Annotated in this window: 16 protein-coding genes; 6 read left to right on the forward strand and 10 right to left on the reverse strand. The window is 67.9% G+C overall.

The features are described from left to right. Nucleotides 1–56: 56 nt before the first annotated feature. The 7 genes from mdcH to mdcA all read right to left on the reverse strand — a co-directional run bounded on the left by mdcH (nucleotide 57) and on the right by mdcA (nucleotide 6,658). The gene (gene mdcH, locus DYQ94_RS08875) at nucleotides 57–977 is read right to left on the reverse strand and encodes a malonate decarboxylase subunit epsilon (protein WP_160954860.1); all 921 of its coding nucleotides are present in this window, start codon (nucleotides 975–977) and stop codon (nucleotides 57–59) included. A gap of 178 nt (nucleotides 978–1,155) precedes the next feature. Further along, nucleotides 1,156–1,968, reverse strand: a complete 813-nt coding sequence (gene mdcB, locus DYQ94_RS08880; RefSeq protein ID WP_160954867.1) for a triphosphoribosyl-dephospho-CoA synthase MdcB — start codon at nucleotides 1,966–1,968, stop codon at nucleotides 1,156–1,158. Between the two features lie 350 nt (nucleotides 1,969–2,318). Continuing rightward, entirely contained in the window at nucleotides 2,319–2,960 is a 642-nt protein-coding gene (gene mdcG / locus DYQ94_RS08885) for a malonate decarboxylase holo-[acyl-carrier-protein] synthase (protein ID WP_047128013.1), read from the reverse strand. Nucleotides 2,961–2,962: 2 nt separating this feature from the next. Further along, on the reverse strand, nucleotides 2,963–3,667 hold the full coding sequence (gene mdcE, locus DYQ94_RS08890) for a biotin-independent malonate decarboxylase subunit gamma (protein WP_102580360.1): 705 nt from the start codon (nucleotides 3,665–3,667) through the stop codon (nucleotides 2,963–2,965). After that, complete coding sequence (locus DYQ94_RS08895; protein WP_184429013.1) at nucleotides 3,658–4,560, reverse strand: biotin-independent malonate decarboxylase subunit beta; 903 nt, start codon at nucleotides 4,558–4,560, stop codon at nucleotides 3,658–3,660. Before DYQ94_RS08895 ends, mdcE begins: the two co-directional genes overlap by 10 nt. A 124-nt stretch (nucleotides 4,561–4,684) precedes the next feature. Beyond that, nucleotides 4,685–5,002, reverse strand: coding sequence for a malonate decarboxylase acyl carrier protein (gene mdcC, locus DYQ94_RS08900; RefSeq protein WP_047126154.1), 318 nt, complete (start codon nucleotides 5,000–5,002; stop codon nucleotides 4,685–4,687). Nucleotides 5,003–5,011: 9 nt separating this feature from the next. After that, complete coding sequence (mdcA, locus tag DYQ94_RS08905; protein WP_024937871.1) at nucleotides 5,012–6,658, reverse strand: malonate decarboxylase subunit alpha; 1,647 nt, start codon at nucleotides 6,656–6,658, stop codon at nucleotides 5,012–5,014. A gap of 193 nt (nucleotides 6,659–6,851) precedes the next feature. Between mdcA and DYQ94_RS08910 the strand changes: the two genes are divergently transcribed. Both DYQ94_RS08910 and DYQ94_RS08915 read left to right on the forward strand, forming a co-directional pair. Beyond that, a complete protein-coding gene (locus tag DYQ94_RS08910) occupies nucleotides 6,852–7,394 on the forward strand; it encodes a PadR family transcriptional regulator (protein WP_039515620.1) in 543 nt (180 codons plus the stop codon). Nucleotides 7,395–7,750: 356 nt separating this feature from the next. Further along, nucleotides 7,751–8,539, forward strand: coding sequence for a siderophore-interacting protein (locus tag DYQ94_RS08915; protein WP_104593766.1), 789 nt, complete (start codon nucleotides 7,751–7,753; stop codon nucleotides 8,537–8,539). A 169-nt stretch (nucleotides 8,540–8,708) separates the two neighbouring features. Here DYQ94_RS08915 and DYQ94_RS08920 read toward each other — a convergent pair whose 3' ends face one another. Continuing rightward, complete coding sequence (locus tag DYQ94_RS08920; RefSeq protein WP_080716308.1) at nucleotides 8,709–9,440, reverse strand: YceI family protein; 732 nt, start codon at nucleotides 9,438–9,440, stop codon at nucleotides 8,709–8,711. A 229-nt stretch (nucleotides 9,441–9,669) separates the two neighbouring features. Then, the gene (locus DYQ94_RS08925; RefSeq protein WP_104569158.1) at nucleotides 9,670–10,260 is read right to left on the reverse strand and encodes a malonic semialdehyde reductase; all 591 of its coding nucleotides are present in this window, start codon (nucleotides 10,258–10,260) and stop codon (nucleotides 9,670–9,672) included. Between the two features lie 136 nt (nucleotides 10,261–10,396). Here DYQ94_RS08925 and DYQ94_RS08930 point away from each other — a divergent pair, with 136 nt between their 5' ends. The 4 genes from DYQ94_RS08930 to DYQ94_RS08945 all read left to right on the forward strand — a co-directional run bounded on the left by DYQ94_RS08930 (nucleotide 10,397) and on the right by DYQ94_RS08945 (nucleotide 13,826). Further along, complete coding sequence (locus tag DYQ94_RS08930) at nucleotides 10,397–11,344, forward strand: mitochondrial fission ELM1 family protein (protein WP_126965234.1); 948 nt, start codon at nucleotides 10,397–10,399, stop codon at nucleotides 11,342–11,344. Nucleotides 11,345–11,394: 50 nt separating this feature from the next. After that, nucleotides 11,395–12,258 (forward strand): DUF2145 domain-containing protein, encoded by an 864-nt coding sequence (locus DYQ94_RS08935; RefSeq protein ID WP_126965235.1) that lies wholly within the window; start codon nucleotides 11,395–11,397, stop codon nucleotides 12,256–12,258. Further along, nucleotides 12,255–12,758, forward strand: coding sequence for a hypothetical protein (locus DYQ94_RS08940; RefSeq protein ID WP_126965236.1), 504 nt, complete (start codon nucleotides 12,255–12,257; stop codon nucleotides 12,756–12,758). The genes DYQ94_RS08935 and DYQ94_RS08940 overlap by 4 nt, the downstream gene beginning before the upstream one ends. 510 nt (nucleotides 12,759–13,268) lie before the next feature. Then, nucleotides 13,269–13,826, forward strand: a complete 558-nt coding sequence (locus tag DYQ94_RS08945; RefSeq protein WP_065032193.1) for a VUT family protein — start codon at nucleotides 13,269–13,271, stop codon at nucleotides 13,824–13,826. A gap of 131 nt (nucleotides 13,827–13,957) precedes the next feature. Here the strand turns inward: DYQ94_RS08945 and glnE are convergent, their stop codons facing one another. Continuing rightward, nucleotides 13,958–16,789 (reverse strand): bifunctional [glutamate--ammonia ligase]-adenylyl-L-tyrosine phosphorylase/[glutamate--ammonia-ligase] adenylyltransferase, encoded by a 2,832-nt coding sequence (gene glnE / locus DYQ94_RS08950; protein WP_126965237.1) that lies wholly within the window; start codon nucleotides 16,787–16,789, stop codon nucleotides 13,958–13,960. Between the last annotated feature and the right edge of the window lie 356 nt (nucleotides 16,790–17,145).

Consider the following 17,145-nt stretch of genomic DNA (forward strand, 5'->3'; position numbering starts at 1 on the left):
CACGGATGGCCACCCGCCACCCAAGGGTCACGCCGTGTGCAGCACCTGCTCAATCGTCATGCCGCGCGCTCGCATGCGGCGTTGACCCACTCGACCACACCGTGGGTACTCTGAAATTCGTCGACCGATCGCGCTTCGCAGCCCGGCACGCGCTCGCGCGCCATGCGCGCCAGTGCGCCACCGGGCCCCAGTTCGAGAAACACCCGCGCGCCGCGCTCGGCGGCCTGCACCAGCACCTCGGACCAGCGCACGGTCTGCGCGATCTGTGCGGCCAGCGTGTCCACCACCAGGGCCTGCGTGGTGACGGCACGTGCATCGATGCCGGCGAGCACGCGCAGCCTGGGCGCGTGCACCGCCGCGCTGTTCAATTCGATGGCGAAGGCGTCGGCGGCCGTACGCAACCATGGCGTATGTGCCGGCACGCTCACCGGCAACGGCGTGACGCGTGCGCCCTGCGCCTGCGCTGCATCGCCCAGTGCCTGCAGCGCCGCCTGCGGGCCACCGAGCACGGCGTGGTCGTCGCCGTTGACGATGGCGATGGCCGCGCCATGCGTCTGGCACAGCGTCTCCAGCGTGCGCAGCGGCAGGCCGAGCACCGCCATCAAGCCGGCATGGTCCGGGCTGGCCGCATCCATCAGGCGCGCGCGGGTGGCAGCCAGCTGCAAGCAGGTGGCGATCTCCATGCTGCCGGCAACCGCATGCGCGGCCAGCTCGCCGACGCTGTAGCCCAGCACCAACACCGGCGTGGGCAGCTGCGCACGCAGCACCTGCCAGTGCGCCAGGGTGCCGGCGCAGACCAGCGGCTGTGCAATGGCATTGGTGTAGCGGGAGTTGTCTGCGGCCAGCGTTTGCGCCGAGGCGCCAAGCACCTTGCTCGCAGCAGCGATTACCTCGGCCGCGACAGGCGCATCGGCAACCCGCGCGAACATCGCGGCGTGCTGCCCACCCTGGCCGGGACAGAGCACGGCCAGGGTCATGCGGTGGCCTGCTTGCAGAACATGCTGTGCCTTGTGCGAGCGTGACCCTCATTCGCGCTGCGGGCATTTTGTTCCGTGACCAGGACAAGCACGCCGTTCACTGAGACAGTGCGAAGGGCCGCGCCGCCACACGCCTGCATGAACGTTGCCTTCGCAGCTGCCAGTGGTCGACACAGGCTCATGCCATCTCCTGACAGTGCAGGAACCAGGCGCAGGCCAGCAGATCGGCGCTGCCGCCCGGGCTCAGGCGACGCGCGACAAATTGCGCGCCGATCGCGTGCAGGCATGCGCGCCACTGCGGCTGCGCGATGCCGCCATCGGCCAGAAATGCACGTGCCTGCGCTTTTGCGTAAGCCAGCCCTTCCTGCCCGCCGCGATGCAGCAGGTTGAGATCATCAACCTCGGCAATCAGGTGCATCAAGGTCTGTGCCAGTGCGGCCTCGCGCGTGGCGCCGCTGCGCAATGCACTGCGTAGTGACGGCAATGCGATCTCGCGCAGCAATGGATACCCGGCTGCGGCCTGTTCGCGCACGCCACTGATCCGGAACGCCGCGCGCACGCGCTGGCCATTGCTGTGTGGATCCAGCGGCGCGGCTCGCAATGCATCGCGCCAGACCTGCACCGCGCTGCAGACTGCTTCGCCGCTAGGGGCATGCCCATGCACCGCACGCAAGCGCGCCGCCTGCGCAGTGAGCAGTCCCAGGCTGAAGATCGCACCGCGGTGGGTATTGATGCCGCCGGTGCTGCGCAGCATCGCCGCTTCGGCCGCGATGCCGAGCTGGCGCAATTGCTCGAACGGCGCGTTGTCGATACCGGCCTGTGCAATCGCGACGAAGTAGCCGCGTAGGGCGAACAGGCTGCGCAGGAATGTCGACGCGTCCATATCGGCATGGCTGCCGCTATCGAACGGCGTGACCAGGCCGGGCTTCGGCGCGCAGCCGAGTTCTGCATGCAGGGCGGCGACCGCCAGCCGCCCCAGCCGATGCGCCAGCGCGCTGGCGGTGCCGGCTTCAGGATGCGATGCGTGTTGCCGGGCTGCACTGTCTTGCAGCTCGCCATGCGTGCATGCAACGCGCGATGGCGCATGCACGCGGTTCGAACCAGCGCCTGCGGGGGCAAGGTGCAGTAGCGGCTGCGGCGGTACGTCGTGCGCTGCTGCCGGTGTCGGTGCGAGCGTCGATTCGTGATCGGCACGAATCAGGTGCGTCGACTGGCTGGTCGCATCAACCAGGGATGGTGCGATGCCCGTTTGTTTGGCTCCTGTCACTGGCCGCTGCCGCTCCACCGCGTTGCCAGGCGTCACGGAGCGCCTGGCATCGGCAGTGCGTTCAACCAGCGTGCTCATGCCGCGCTCCATACCGGAAACAGCGCGCTGCGCGGCAGCAAGCGGCAGCCGTTGGTGGACTTCACCAAGACCTGTTGCGCGCTGCCGGCGTACTCGCGCCAGTTCACCGCGGTGTCGTCGGGCAGCAGCAGTTCGCCGTCTGCGCGCAGCCCGTGGCGCTGTTCCCAGCGCTGCAGCACTGTCACCACGGCCTGCGCCTGCTCGGGTGTGGCGATGGACCACAGCAGGTCCAGATCCGATTGCGCATGCACATACGCAAGCCCGGTCAGGGCCTGCCATGCAAAGCTGCCGAAGACGCGCGGCTGCAGGGCGTTGGCATTGCACTGGGTCAGCAAGGCCTGCAGTGCAGGCTGCGTTGCGGCGGGTGCGGCTGCGATCACCGCGTCCAGCGCCAACGGCGCGGTGCTGCGCGCAACCTCGTCCAGGCCGGCGCTCAAGGCCAGGCGTTGCTTGCCTTCGTCTGGCGGCAACGGCACGCCCAGCCGCAGGCTGCCAGGCGCCTCGCTGCCATCGCCACGCGCCACCACTGCCGGCAGACCCGCGGCAAACCACTGCTGCAGCCGTGGCTGCGCACCCGGCGTCAGCGCTTGCCAGCGCGCGCCGGGATGCAACCACACCAGTGCGTGGCGGCCGGGCATGCTCAGGCCTCGCCCGCGGCCACTGCCGCAGCGACATCGCGCGCCAGGGTGCGCCCGCCACGCTGCGCGCCACGTGCCCGGCGTTGATCGCCATCGCTGGGCGCGGCCAGGGCATCGCCCAGCGCCTGCGCCAGATCGCCGTCCCAGAGCGACTCCACCGCGCCCATGCGCACATAGTTCTCCACGCCGGGCGCAAACACCGGCGAGCTCTTGCTCAGCGCCTGCAAGGTGTCCACGCTCTGCTTGGTGACGCGCGCCATCGCGCGCAGATCCATCACGCGGATCTGCGCATCCGGCAATGCGTGGATATGGTCGGCCATCAGACCGAACGACAGAAAGCCGCCGCTGACCGATTCGCCATACACCAGCGTGACCAGCCGCGCGCCGCGCTTGCGCGCCAGATCCAGCGTGCGTGCCAGATGCGCGAAATAGCCATTGATGCCGAGCAGTTCGTCACGGCGCGCCAGCCGTTGCCCGGCGGTATCGGCCAGCATCACGATCGGCCGCTGCGGATGCGCGCGCGTGCTCGCCAACACGGTCGCCGCCAGTGCCAGCGCGTGGTCCACGCCGACTTCCAGCTTGTTGGCGGTGCCGATCACGGTGACCTCGCCTGCGGCCGTGGTGGCACTGCCGGTAAGCACATCGTCGTTGCGGGCGATGGCGTGGCCGAGCGGAAACAGCTGGTCCAGCAGTTGGCTCAGTTCCATGGCGTGCTCCGGTCGGCGGTGGCGGCGAGGAAGGCGTCGGTGTCCAGCAGCGGCAGGCGCTGCGCATCGACGATGCCCTGCCGCTGCCAGATCTCCAGGCCGTCGCGGCAATCGCCGTAGGCGGCGATGCGCGTGGCCAACTGCTGCTGTGCAAGTTCCAGCGCCTGCAATGCAGCCTCGCCTTCCGGCTCGGTCAGCGTGTCCAGCGCCTGCACGGCGGAATCGGCGAATGCGGCGATGCGGTCGGCCACCAGCGTCTGCGCCTCGCCCAGCAGATAGCGGTGCTTGCCGCCGGTGACGCGCCACACCAGGGCACGGTCGCGCGCGTCGAACTCCTCCACACCGCGCACGGTTTCGATCACGTCCGGGCCGGACAGCGACAGGCGGCCTTCTTCGGACATGATCACCGTGCTGCAGCAGCGCGCCACGATGCCCATGCCGCCGAAGGCGCCGTTGCCGCTGCCGATCAAGGCCAGCACCGGCACGCCGGCGGCGCGCGTGTCCAAGGTGGCGCGCATGATTTCGGAGATGGCGATCAGGCCGGCGTTGGCTTCGTGCAGACGCACGCCGCCGGTGTCGAGCAGCAACAGCACCGCCGCCGGCTGCGTGGCGGCGGCGCGTTCGAGCAGGCCGGTGAGCTTTGCGCCGTGCACCTCGCCGACGCCGCCGCCCATGAAGGCGCCTTGCTGCGCGGCGATCAGCACGTTGCGCCCACGCAGTGCGCCTTCACCGACGACGATGCCGTCATCGAAGGCGCCGGGCGTGTCCAGCTGGGCCAGGTGCGGGCTGATCAGGCGACGGCGCGGACCGACGAATTCGCGGAAGCTGCCGGCATCCAGCACGCCATCGATGCGCTCGCGCGCATCGGCCTCGTAATAGCTGCGCTCGGCCATGGGAATGGTGGTGCTCATACGTATCTCCCAACGACATGCGTAGGAGCGCACCCGGGCGCGACTGCAGCGTTACCGGGAACGCCCGTCGCGCTCGGGTGCGCTCCTACGGGGTGAGAGGGGTGGCTCATGTGGCGGCTCCCTGCAGGACGTCCAGCGCCTGCTCCAGGCGCAGGCTCACCACCGCCGGCGTGGCGCCGACATCGTTGATGCTGATGCGCACATCGCGCAGCGGATGGCGCGCGGCGAAATCGTCCAGCACTGCCTGCCAGATGGTGCCGAACCCGCGCGCGGCGGTGAGGATCTCGATCTCCATCGCGCCGTCCAGCGGCACGCGCTCGACCAGCACTTCCAGGTTGCCGGAGGCGACCACGCCGACCAGCGCATGGTCCAGCCCGGCGCGTGCGCCATGCTGACCATCGAAGCGATACCGCAGGGTTTCCATGCTGTGCCCCTACCAGTTGCGAAAACGTTTCGGCGGGTCGTACAACCCACCGGACCAGCGCACCAGGTCCTTGACCGTGCGCGCGGCGAGCAGGTCGCGCGTGGCATCGCGTGGACGGATGCCCAAGTCTTCCGGCCGCTTGATGACGCCGCGATCGCGCAGGTTTTCCACCGCGCGCTTGTCGCGGCCCAGGCCGACAGCGGTGTAACCGGACACGCCACGGATGGCCTGTTCGCGCTCTTCGGCGCTGCGGCACAGCAACAAGTTGGCGATGCCTTCTTCAGTCAGCACGTGGCTGACGTCGTCGCCGTAGATCATCACCGGCGGCAGCGGCATGTTGGCGCGCTCGGCCAGCTCCCAGGCATCGAGCCTGTCGACGAAGGCCGGCGCCATGTGTTCGCGGAAGGTTTCCACCATCTGCACCACCAGCTTGCGTCCGCGCGGCATCTCGCCGGGGCGCGCCGCCTCGCGCCCGGCCTTGAGCCAGGCGTCGCTGGCGTGCCGGCGGCCGCGCGCATCCGAGCCCATGTTGGGCGCGCCGCCGAAACCGGCGATGCGGTCGCGCGTGGCGGTGGAGCTGTTGCCCTGCAGATCGATCTGCAGGGTGGAGCCGATGAACATGTCGCAGGCATACAAGCCGGCGGTCTGCGACAACGCCCGATTGGAGCGCATGCTGCCGTCGGCACCGGTAAAGAAGATGTCCGGGCGCGCGGCGATATAGGCCTCCATGCCCAGTTCCGAACCGAACGAATGCACCGAGTGCACGAAGCCCGATTCGATCGCCGGGATCAGCGCAGGATGCGGATTGAGCGCCCAGTGCCGGCAGATCTTGCCCTTCAGCCCCAGCGATTCGGCATAGGTGGGCAGCAGCAATTCGATCGCGGCGGTGTCGAAGCCGATGCCGTGGTTGAGCCGGTCCACGCCGTATTCGGCGTAGATGCCCTTGATCGCCATCATCGCCATCAGCACCTGGATCTCGGAGATCTGCGCCGGGTCGCGGGTGAACAGCGGTTCGATGTAGTTGGGCCTGGGCGCCTGGGTGACGAAGTCCACCCAGTCGGCCGGGATGTCCACGCGCGGCAGCGTGTCGACGATCTCGTTGACCTGCGCAATCACGATGCCGCCCTTGAACGCGGTGGCCTCCACGATCACCGGGGTGTCTTCGGTATTCGGGCCGGTGTAGAGATTGCCGTGGCGGTCGGCGGCCTGCGCGGTGACCAGCGCGATGCGCGGGGTCAGGTCGATGAAGTAACGGCCGAACAATTCCAGGTAGGTGTGGATGGCGCCGATCTCGATGCGGCCCTCGCCGACCAGCCCGGCCAGGCGCGCGGCCTGCGGGCCGGAGAACGAGAAATCCAGCCGCTTGGCGATGCCGCGCTCGAACACGTCCAGATGCGCGGGCAGCGACAACACCGATTGCACCATGTGCAGGTCGTGCACGCGCGCCGGGTCCACCTCGGTGAGGCAGCGCGCCAGGAAGTCGGCCTGCTTCTGGTTGTTGCCTTCCAGGCAGACGCGGTCGCCGGGTTCGATCACCGCCTCCAGCAGCGCCACCACGTCGTCGGCGGCCACCACGCGCCCCTGCGGCGCCAGGGCTGCGGCGCGCTGCAGGCGCTGGCGCCGGCTTTCGGCCTGGGTGTCCCACTGTCGACTCATGCGTCTGCCTCACCGGGCCGAGCCCGTAATGTCGAAGTAATTACATCGTAATTATGGAGGCTAGCTATGTCCAGCCGCGTTGCAGCATGGGCGGCAGGGATGTCCAGGCCGGTCAGCCGGGCGACAGGCAGGCGCTTGCGGGCCAGCACACTTCGATATATCTTTTCGCCATACTTCGATATATCGAATAACGATGCGCTCCCGCCACGACGACCTGCCGAGCGAGCTCGATCCATCCGCAGCGCCCAGTGCGACGCGTCGCGGTGGCGCCGGGCGCGCACGGCCGCTGGAACATGGCGACCTGCGCTTGCTGCTGCTGGCGCTGATCGAGCAACAGCCGCGCCACGGTTATGAGTTGATGCGGCAGATCACTGCACTGTTCAAAGGTCTGTACACGCCCAGCGCGGGCGCCATCTATCCGGCGCTGGCGCAGCTCGAAGCCGATGGCTGGGTGCAGACCGCGCTGGACGAAGGACGCAAGCGCTATCAGGTCACCGCCTCTGGCCGTACGTATGCGGCGCAGCACCGTGACGCGCTGGATGCGGCACTGGCCCGCACCCACCGCCGCGCACGCGAGCTGATCAAGGCACAGACCCCGGCGCCGATTCGCGAGGCCATCCACCGCATCAAGCACGGTCTGTTTGCGCGGCACGGGCAATGGACGGATGCAGAAACCACACGCATTGCCGCGCTACTCAACGCCGCCGCTGACGGCATGGAGCGCGACGACGGCTGAGTACGTCTATCGCCGTGATCCGAAGCCAACCGATACCGGTTTGAATGCGACTTGCGGCAGTGACGCGTCATCGCGGTGGTTGCGTTGCGCGGCGTCAGTGGCATGCATGCATTGCTGTCCCTGCGCTGTTTTGCGATTTGATCAGCGTGTCGCTGCACGACATCGACCTTGCTTGGTTGGCAGATGCACGCGGCTTCGCCCGCACCCATTCCCCCCTGCGGGGCACCTTCTCCCGATGGGAGAAGGCTGAGCAACAACCGCTGTTCTTTGCCAGCTCGCTGGCCAGATCGTCGCATCACCGTTTGCAGTCACTCCCCCGCCGCGCATCTGCGCGCCACATCCAGGAATCGCACTACATGGCCATCCACACCCACACCCAACTCCGCCGCGATCCGCGCCTGCGCTCCGTGCAGGTGGTGCGCTGCGAATCGCTGACGCCGCAGATGCGCCGCATCGTGTTTGGCGGCAGCGAGCTTGCCGGCTTTCAGAGCGAGGCGCCGGACGATCACGTCAAGCTGTTCTTCCCCAATGCCGATGGCGCCTTCGTGCTGCCGACGATGACGCCGGAAGGCCCGCGCTACGCCGAAGGCGCGCTGCCCTCGCCCGGCCGCGATTACACCCCGCGTGCATTCGATCCGCAAAGCGGCGAGCTGAGCATCGACTTCGTGCTGCACGGCGACGGCGTGGCCTCCAGCTGGGCGGCGCAGGCACAGCCCGGCGACACGCTGAAGATCGGCGGCCCGCGCGGCTCGTTCCTGGTTGCCGACGACTACGACCACTACGTACTGATCGGCGATGAAACCGCGCTGCCCGCGATCGGCCGCTGGCTGGAAGCGATGCCCGCCGACATGCATGCAGAGGTCTTTATCGAAATTGCCGATGCGGCCGAGCGCCAGGAGCTGCTCAGCGCCGCCGAGGTGGAGGTGTATTGGCTGGAACGCAACGGCTTCGATGCCGCCAGCAGCACGTTGCTGGAAGACAGCCTGCGCGATTACGAGCCGCACGACGGCGACACGTTCTACTGGATCGGTACCGAATCCATGCGCGCGCGTGCGATGCGCAAGTTTCTGGAAGAGCACATGGGCGTGGACAAGGACTCGGTGCGCGCGAAGGGCTACTGGAAGGCGAACCCTGCTGCAGAGTGAGGCGTTGGCGTGCGCCTTGTGGCGGGGCGGAGGGTGGAGCTGTCGCGGCCTGGGCCGCTCCTACAAAAGCCGGGCGGTTACGCTCAAGCAAAAGCCCGCCGATTGGCGGGCTTTTGCGTTCCGCACATCGGTGCGATCGCTCGCACCGATGCATCGACTGCGCTGCGACTTACTTGGCAGCAGCAGCGTCACCGGCCTTGGCCTGCAGGGCTTCGGTGGTGATGCGGATCTTCACTTCGTCGCTGACGTTCGGGGCGTACTGGCCCACGCCGAAGTCGGTGCGCTTGATGGTGGTGGTGGCGTCGAAACCGGCTGCCGGCACCTTCTTCATCGGGTGCTCGCCGGCACCGTTGAGGGTGACGTCCAGCACGACCGGCTTGGTCTGATCCTTGATGGTCAGATCGCCGGTGACGGTCAGCTTGTTGGGGCCGGCCGCTTCGACCTTGGTGCTCTTGAAGGTGGCGGTCGGGAACTTGGCCGCGTCGAAGAAGTCACCGCTCTTCAGGTGCTCGTCGAACTTGGCGGTGAAGCTGTTCAGGCCCGACAGCGGCAGGGTGACCTGCACGGTGGACTTGGTCACGTCGGCCGCGTCGTACACCAGGGTGCCGTCGACATTGCCGAAATGCGCGCTCGGGTTGGAGAAGCCGAAGTGGCTCCACTGCGCGATCACGTCGGTGTGGCTCGGATCCAGCGTGTAGGTGCCGGAGGCCACTTCCACGGCCGGCGCGGTCGAGGCGGCCGGCGCAGCAGCCGGGGCCGGGGTGGTGGCAGCGGCATCGGCCGGTGCGGTGGCGGCCGGGGTTTCAGCGGCCGGCGCGGCGGCGTTGTCGGCCGGCTTGGAGCAGGCGGCGATGGCCAGGGTCAGGGCGAGCGGCAGCAACAGTTTGTGGGTGGTCTTCATTGAAACTCCTTGAGATGAGGGACCGCATTGGATCAACGCGGATGGAACAGACGCAGACGGACGAGGACTGCAGGAAAATCGAAACGGGCGCCCGGGGCGGGTTGCACAAGGCGCGGTCGTCAGGTGGTGCGGGTGGCGCGCCCCGAAGCCGGAGTGTACGTGGCTCCTGCCTGCCGGAGCGCGGGCTGCGCCCGCCCGACGGTGCGCGCAGCCGCGGTGCCAGCCGCTGTTACTCGATGCGTGCGGCTTCGTCGAAGCTCAGCCGCGGTAGCCGCGGGAACAGCCCGGCCGGATCGCCATAGCCCAGATTGACCAGGAAGTTGGACTTGATCGGCGTGCCGGCAAAGAACGCCGCGTCCACCTTGTCATTGTCGAAGCCGGACATCGGGCCGGCATCCAGACCCAGCGCACGCGCGGCCAGGATCAGGTAGGCGCCCTGCAGCGAGCTGTTACGGAACGCGCCGGATACGCGCATCTCGCGCGAGTCTTCGAACCAGCTCTTGGCATCGGCATGCGGGAACAGGTACGGCAGTTTTTCGTGGAATTGCTCATCGGAGCCGATGATTACCGTGACCGGCGCGGCCAGCGTCTTGGTGGCATTGGCCTCGGACAGTGCCGGCTTGAGCTTCTGCTTGCCCTCCGGCGTGGTCACGAACACGAAACGCGCCGGCGACCCGTTGGCGGCGGTCGGGCCCCACTTCAGCAGATCGTAGAGCTCGCGCAGCTGCGCCTCGCTCACCGGCTTGTCGAGAAAGGCGTTTTGCGTGCGGGCGGTGCGAAACAGCTGATCCAGCGCGGCAGCGTCGAGCAAGTCGGACATGGAGACTCCGGGAAGCAAGGGAATGGGCGACAGTAGGGTGCAGCACCGGCGCCAGCGTGAAGACCCGCAGTGTAGAGTGACGCGATTGCGGCAACACACGCTCAATCTGAAACAAATCTATGTCGGATCTGAAACGATGGCGCTGACCTGGGCGGTCAGCGACGGCCGCGCCGGCAATGCACGCCAGGCCGAGGCCTTGGCGCAGGCGCTGCACTCCGCACCGGTCACGGCGCTGCATCTGCAGGCCCGCGCGCCGTGGCGTTGGGCCGCACCGCGCCTGTTGCCGGGCGCGCAGGCGGCGTTTGGATCCGGCTTTGCCCGGCAATTGCAGCAGCCGCCGGCGCTGGCGATCGGCTGCGGGCGCCAGGCCGCGCTGGCCACCCGGCTGCTGCGCGTACGCGGCAGCCAGGTGGTGCAACTGCTGGATCCGCGCCTGGACCCGCGCCACTGGGATCTGCTGGTCGTGCCCGAGCACGATGCGCTGCGTGGCGCCAACGTGCTCACCCTGCTCGGCAGCCTGCACCCGGTGGACGATGCCTGGCTGGCCGCCGGGCGCACCGCCTTCGCCGCGCTCGGCGCGCTGCCCGGCCCGCGCGTGGCGCTGTTGATCGGTGGCCCCACCGCGCAGCTGCCCTGGACCACCGAAGCGCTTGCGGCGCTGTGCACGCACCTGCGCGCGCAGGTGCTCGCCGCCGGCGGCAGCCTGCTGGTCACCACCTCACGACGCACGCCGCCCGAGGCGATCGCAACGCTGCGCAAACTGCATGCAGGCCTGCCAGGCCTGCTGTGGTGCGACGAGCGCGACGGGCCCAATCCGTACGCCGGCCTGCTGGGCTGGGCCGATGCGATCGTGGCCAGTGCCGACTCGGTCAACCTGCTCTCCGAAGCCTGCGCCACGCGGGTGCCGGTGGCAGCGGCGTTTGCCGAACAGGCGCAGGGCCGGGTGGCGACGTATGTGCGGGCACTGCAGGCACGTGGACGTCTATGCGATGCCGGCGATGTTTTCGCAACGCCGCCGCAACTTCACCCATTGCGCGAAACCCAGCGCATCGCTGCACTGGTGCGTGCGCGCCTGCACGTATGATGGTGCCGCCGCCGATGCCACGGGGCAGACACAAGGACGCTGCACCCCCCATGCAACTTGCACACAAACGGCGCGGCTGGCCTGCAACGGCGCTGTTGCTCGTCTCCCTGACGTGCGCACTCCCCGCCTTTGCCGCGCCGGTGTGCACTCCGCATTATCCAACGCCCGCCACGCTAGCGGCGATGTTCGACATGGCCAGGTCCACCCAACAGGCGCTGGATGCAGTGGACGGTGCGCAGGTCGTGCTGCTGGCACGCGGCGGCCAGGATCTGAGCCGCTATGGCTTGAAACACAGCCATCTGGCCTTCGCGCTGCGCGAGGACGACGGCACCTGGCGGGTGAAACACCTACTCAATCAATGCAAGTCGGACAACTCCGCGCTGTATCACGAAGGTTTGAGCAACTTCATCGGCGAAACTGCCCTCACTGCCGATCTGCGCGTCGGCGTGCCGGCACCGGCGCTGCAGCAGCAACTGCGCACGTTGCTGCAGGATCCGGCCACGCTGGCACATGCGCTGCACGAGGCGCGCTACAGCATGATCGCCTACCCGTTCTCCACCGATTATCAGAATTCCAACCAGTGGGTGCTCGAAGTACTGGCGGCGGCATTGGCGGCGACCAACGCAGCAGAGGCGACAGCTGCACCGGTGAGCGATCGACGCAGCGCGCAAGCCTGGCTCAAACGCAATGGCTACCAACCTACGCGCCTGCATCTGGATCTGAGCAAGCGCATCGGCGCACGTTTCTTCGTCGCCAATGCCGCAGTGACCGACCATCCCGCCGGCGAGCGCATCTCCGGCAACTATTCGGTGATCACGGTCGAGTCGGTGTTCGATTTCCTGCAGCAGCAACACATGCTGCAGCAGGACCAAGCCATTCCACACAGCGTTGCCACGCACGGAGCATCTCCATGAACATCCCTCTTCGATCTGCCGGCCTCGGGCTGCTGCTGGCCATCTCGTTTGGCCAGCCGATGCAGGCCCGTGCGGGCCTGACCACGATCACCCGTGGCGATGCCTCGGCGATGTCGGCGATCCTGGTGATCTCCGCGCCGTACTTTGTGTCGTTGGCGCTGGGCCATAGTGCGATCGCAGGCTCGGAAGCCTTGAGCGACGCATCGCACAAGGCCTCGGCCGGGCCGTTGCCGCCAATGCGGGTGAAGTCGGTGGAAAAAAAGACTGACGGCGGCTGCCAGGTGCAGTTGCAGGATCCGGCAAACGCCGAGAACACCGCCTTGCTGCGCTGGCCGGCCCGCCAGGACGACCCGACTGCGGGCTTTCGCGTTGGCGAGACGGTGACCTTCCAGCCGAGCCCGGCTGGTGCCGGCTGGACGGTGCAATCGCCACAAGGCCAGGCGCTGGCATTCGTGCCGACCGCAGAATCCGCCGCGCAGAACAGCAGCACCACCTGGTGATGCAGGAAAGCCGCGTGCAGACGCTGTCGGCCAGGATGGCGCGTCACTGACGCACCGTTTGCGGATACGGCGCTACGTGCGGTGCGTGCAGTACCTGCGGTGCGCGCAGAGGCATCTTCCACTGTCTGCCTAACTGCCTGCGCGATGGTTTGTTGATCACCGACGCGTACTGCCACGTGCCGATGCAGAGCCTTGGCGCACCGATGCGTGGCACGCACGCAGGTAATTGCCAGCGTGCTGATCGCGCCGTAATCGGCAACGCTGTACACGCAGATTGCCTGATGACCCGCCGGCATGCGCTCGAACGGCAGCGCGGCGCTCACGCATCGCGCGATTACGCGAGCACGAGCGATCCGCACCGCGTCACTCACCAATGCTGGCGGCCATGCGTTGACCGGCACACTGGTTGAACCAGCAGCTCGCGGCCGTGTCGTGCATACGCGTTGGTGCACTGGCCCACATACGCCAACACGCGGATAATCCGCGCTGTTCTGTCACTACCGCACCCTCATGTCCAGCACCGCGCCGACGCCGTTCACCCCACTCACCGCGCGCGCATTGGCGTGGGCAGTGCTGGCCATGGGCGCGGTGGTGCTGTTGTCCAACATCCTGGTGCAGTACCCGATCAACGATTGGCTGACCTGGGGTGCGTTCTCGTATCCGCTGGCGTTTCTGGTGAGCAACCTGATCAATCGCCGCTTTGGCCCGCGCGCGGCGCGCAAGGTCGCCTGGTGCGGGTTTGCGCTGGCGGTGGTGTTGTCGCTCTGGCTGGCCACCCCGCGCATCGCGGCGGCCTCGTGCACCGCCTTCATCGCTGCGCAGCTGCTGGATATCAGCGTGTTCGACCGGCTGCGCAGTGGCAATTGGTGGCGTGCGCCGATCGTGGCCACCACCTGCAGCGCCACGCTGGATACGACGATCTTCTGGAGCATCGCCTTTGCGGGCGCTGGCCTGCCATGGATCAGCTGGGCGGCCGGCGACCTGGCGGTGAAGCTGGGCATGGGCGTGTTCCTGCTCGGCCCGTTCCGCGCACTGCTGTGGCGCAGTACGCCGCGCCCGCAGGGCTGACCGGCTCGCCTGCGCACCGGCAATCAGGCCAACACCAGGCGCGGTGGAGGGATGCCACTGCAACGCACCTGCGTTTCTGCCGACCCTGCGCGCTGCACTCGTCTCACCTTGCAACGCCAGCTACCGGCCACTCAAGGCGGTAGCGTTGCCACGTCCTTGCCAAGCGGAAACTCCAGCCCTTGCGCGTGCGCAGTAGTGAAGATGCTGTGCCGTGCCTGCTCGATCGCGGGCGTTGGCGGGATCAGCCGCGGCCGGCGATCCAGGGTGCAACTCAGGCCCGCTTCCACCAAGGTGGCATGCGCCTGGTGCAGCGGTGCGGCACGCTCGGCCGGCAGCCATTGCGCCTTTAACAGCGCATCGATCAAGGCGGGCGTGGCGCAGGCCAGCAGCAGCGCCGGATGCTGTGCGGCCTGGCCGAGCACGCCGGCCTGCAGCACGAATTCCAGATCGACCAGGCCGCCGGCGCCCTGCTTGAGATCCAGCCGCCCCGCATCGCTGCGATCCAGTTCGCTGCGCATGCGCGCGCGCATCTTGCGCACGTCCTCGTGCAGCACGGCGGTATCGCGCACACGTGTCAGCGTGTCGGCACGCACCTGCGCGAAGGCCGCGCACAGCGCCGCATCGCCGGCCACCGCACGTGCACGCACCAGCGCCTGATGCTCCCAGGTCCAGGCGCGCTCGCGCTGGTAGTCGCGGTAGCTGGCCAGCGATGACACCAACGCGCCCTTGCCACCATCCGGGCGCAGCCGCACATCGATCTCGTAGAGACGGCCGGCGCCGGTTTCGGCGGCCAGCAGTGTCATCACCTTCTGCGCCAGCCGCGCAAACCAGCGCCCGGCTTCCAGCGCTCGCTTGCCATCGGAGGCTTCCACCTCGCGTGGATGGTCGTAGAGGAACACCAGATCCAGGTCCGAGCCGAAGCCCAGTTCCAGGCCGCCCAGGCTGCCGTAGCCGATGATGGCGAATGCCCCGCCCGGCACCTGCCCGTGCGCGGCGATCAGTTCGCGGCGCGCCAGCTGCAGCACCGTCTGCACCACCGCTTCAGCCAACCAGGCCAGTTGCTGGGTGCTGTCCACTGCCTGCTGGCGGCCATCGAGCGTGGCCAGTGCGATGCGGAAGCTCAAGGCGAGCCGGCGTTCGTTGAGTTCGCGCAGCGCCGCTTCGGTGTCCTCGATCTGCAAGGTGTCCAGGCATGCAGCGTGCAACGCGTCGCGGTCGGGCAACGGACCGCTGATGCGGGTGTCGAGCAATTCGTCCAGCAACAGCGGATGCGCAGCCAGGCGCTCGGCCAGCAAGGCGCTGCGCGAGAGCACATCGACCAGGCGTGCGAGCGCGCTGGGTTGTTCGTCCAGCAAGGCCAGGTAACTGGTGCGGCGCAAGGTGGATTGCAGCAGGCCGAGCACGCGGCGCACGGCGGCATCCGGCTGGCTGGCGCGGGTGGCCGCATGCAGCAGCGCCGGCATGACGCGGTCCAGCCGCGCGCTTGCGGTATCGGAGAGCGCACGCACGCCGGAGGACTGCGCAAAATCGGCCAGCACCTGATGTGCGCCGGCTGGATCGTGCAATCCGATGCCGGCCAGCGGCGCGGCATCGCCTTCCGGCAGTGCGCGCCAGTAGTCGGCAAGCGCGTCGGGGGCGGTGGCGCGCACGCGCGGTGCCAGCAGCTCGGCGAATTCGGCGGCAACGCGCGCACGTTGCGGAGTGAGTGCCTGCAGCAGTGCCGGCCAATCCGCATAACCCAGGCCCAGCGCGATGCGTTCGCGATCCAGCGGGGCCTGCGGCAAGGCATGGGTCTGTGCATCGCGCAACATCTGCAGACGATTTTCGAGCCGGCGCAAGAAGCGATACGCCTCGGTCAATGCATGCCCGTTGTCCGCATCGATCTGGCCGGCCTCCACCAGCGCCTGCAAGGCAGGCAACAGGCGACGCTCGCGCAGGCTCGGCTCGCGCCCACCGCGAATCAGCTGCAGCGATTGCGCCAGGAACTCGATCTCGCGGATGCCGCCCGGCCCGCGCTTGATGTCGTCCAGACGATCGTGGCGGGCGACTTCGGCAGTGATCGCCGCCTTCATCTCGCGCAGGCCGTCCAGTGCGGTGAAGTCCAGATAGCGCCGGTAGACGAAGGGGCGCAGCGTCTCCAGCCAGGCTTCGCCGGCATCGATATCGCCGGCCACCGCGCGCGCCTTGAGCCAGGCATAGCGCTCCCAGTCGCGTCCTTCGCGCTGGAAGTACTGGTCCATGCCGGTGAACGACAAGGCCACGCGCCCGGCGGTACCGAACGGGCGCAGACGCAGATCCACGCGATGGCTGAATCCATCGGCGGTGGTTTCGTCGAGCAGCTTGGCCAACTGCTGGCCAAGCCGCGCAAAATATTCCTCCGCTGCCAACGGGCGGGCACCATCGGACTGGCCGCCCTGCGGATACGCATAAACCAGATCCACATCCGAGGAAAAATTCAGCTCGCCACCACCGAGCTTGCCCAGCCCGAACACCACCAGCCGCTGCACGCTGCCGTCTTCGGCAATCACCTGGCCGTGGCGGTCGCGGAATTGCTGCTCCAACGCCTGCAGCCCACATTGCAGGCAGGTTTCGGCCAGGCGGGTGGCACCGGCCAGGGTGGCATCGACGCTGTCCAGATCGAGCACGTCGCGCCAGACCAGGCGCGTGGATTCGCCACTGCGGTAACGTCGCAACTGCGTCGGCCAGGACTGTGGCTGCGCGGGGTCGAGCACCGGCAGTGGCAACGGCGGTGGATCCGGCTGCGCCAGGTGCTGCAGCAATGCCGGCTGACGCGCCAAGGTATCGAGCGCAAACTCGCTGGCGAGCGCGACCTGTTCGAGCTGCCGAGCGAAGTCATCGCCCGGCCAGGGCTGGTCGGCCGGCACGGCATGACGGACACGCGCCACAGCCCGCTCGATCAGGGCGGTGAGCGCAGGAGACACGGATGAGTTAGGCAGCGACATGCGCCGATTCTGGCATCCCTGCGCGATGGCGGCACGTGTCTACGGTTGATCCCGCGGTGTCTAGAGGCAGCAATGCAACTACCGGGTTTACTGCCGCACTGCGTGTGGCCCCATCGGCATGCGGTCATGTCGGCGGGCGTGATGTCCTCACTGGTTGCGGGCTCCTTGGCCGTATGGATGCAGCCATGGAACTCCACGGATGATTTATGACGTGTCCCGAAAGTGGTGAAGGTATCCCGTGTTGAAACAGCGTCAGAGTTCGAAAGCCGGCTGTTTGCGCTCAGGCCGGATGAGGCGGTCAAGCAGAGGCGAAGCATGTGATCTGAGGCTTCCTTGCAGGGCCCTTGCCCGCCCAC

The organism is Xanthomonas sp. LMG 8993, assembly GCF_009835065.2.
Taxonomy (GTDB): Bacteria; Pseudomonadota; Gammaproteobacteria; order Xanthomonadales; family Xanthomonadaceae; genus Xanthomonas; species Xanthomonas arboricola.